The 1,204-nt window shown below is 74.0% G+C and carries 1 protein-coding gene and 1 pseudogene; both read left to right on the top strand.

The annotated features are described in order from the left end of the window. Positions 1–583 (top strand): hypothetical protein (locus QHF85_RS49700; RefSeq protein ID WP_281334579.1); only part of this gene is annotated, 583 nt, incomplete at its 5' end. A 354-nt stretch (positions 584–937) separates the two neighbouring features. Beyond that, positions 938–1,204 (top strand): annotated as a pseudogene (locus QHF85_RS49695) (hypothetical protein); the annotation flags it as partial.

Below are 1,204 nucleotides of genomic sequence, written 5' to 3'. Positions count from 1 at the left end.
CGGCGCCGGTGGCCAGGGCGGCGAGGGCGGCGCGGCCGTCGGCGGCGCCGGCGGCGAGGGCGGCCAGGGCGGCGGCTCCGCCTGCGTCGGCCCGGACCAGGGCACGACCGAGGTCGCGGCCTGCGACGCCATGAACATCACGCCCAAGCCGAACGGCCCCGCGGCCCAGTGCCAGGGCACCGACGGGAACGGAAACGCCATCGAGTTCGACCCCCCCGGCTACGGCACCTGCAAGCGCGGCTTCGAGATCTACACCAAGGGCGCCGCCGGCGTGCTCCAGAGCTGCCTCTCGGACATCGGCGTCGAGCCCGCCAACGCCTGCGACGACCAGCAGGTCGCGGACTGCGTCGGCAAGATGTACGCCGCGGCCTGCCCCTCGGCCGACGCGGCCCTCGCCTGCGAGACGGTCGCCAACGACCTCTGTATCAACGGCGAGACCTTCGACACGCAGGGCTGCCAGCTCGAGACGAACCCCTTCAACAACACGGCCCTCCAGCAGCTCGCCGACTGCATCACGAACAGCTCCGAGCCCGACTGCAACAACGCGTACGACGCCTGCTTCGCGCTCATCACGAGCTACTGACCCGCCCCCGAGCGCGCGCTCGGCGGCCGAGCGCCCCGAGCGCGTAGCCCCTCCGGACGTCGCGCCTCCCGCCCGTCTCCGTCCCCGCGCCATCCCCCCAGATCGCGAGTTTTCGCACGATGGGAGCCGTTCGTTTGCGCGGCCGCAGCTCGCGTCGGACCTCATTCGTCCGAGTTGAGCCGCACGCCGAAATCTGAGACGATGCTCGGAAGTCGCTTCGGCCCGCTCGATCGGAGGCGCACTCCCGGCAGGCGCGCTCCGGATCCGACATGCGCGGCGGGTGCTCCACGTGGCCGCACCACCGCTGGTTTCGGGCGTCGCCGCGCCGGCGCGTTGCTCCCGGAGGTTTTCCTGATGGCTCGTACCCTTCTCTTTTCCAGCTCGCTGCTCCTGCTCGCGGGCGCCCTCGGCCTCGCGTCGTGCTCGGACGACACCACGGGAGGCCAAGGTGGTAACGGCGCGACAGGCGGAACGGGCGGCGCAGGCGCGACCGGAGGCACGGGCGGCACCGGAGGAACCGGCGGCGGCACGGGCGGCGCAGGCGGCGTCGGCGGGGCGGGCGGCGTCGGCGGCACGGGCGGCACGGGCGGCGTCGGCGGGGCGGGCGGCGTCGGCGTCACG

This window comes from Polyangium sp. 6x1 (assembly GCF_029946515.1).
In the GTDB taxonomy this organism is placed as follows: Bacteria; Myxococcota_A; Polyangia; order Polyangiales; family Polyangiaceae; genus Polyangium.
The sequence above is the reverse complement of the archived record's forward strand: the minus strand, read 5'-3'. Positions and strand labels throughout refer to the sequence as shown.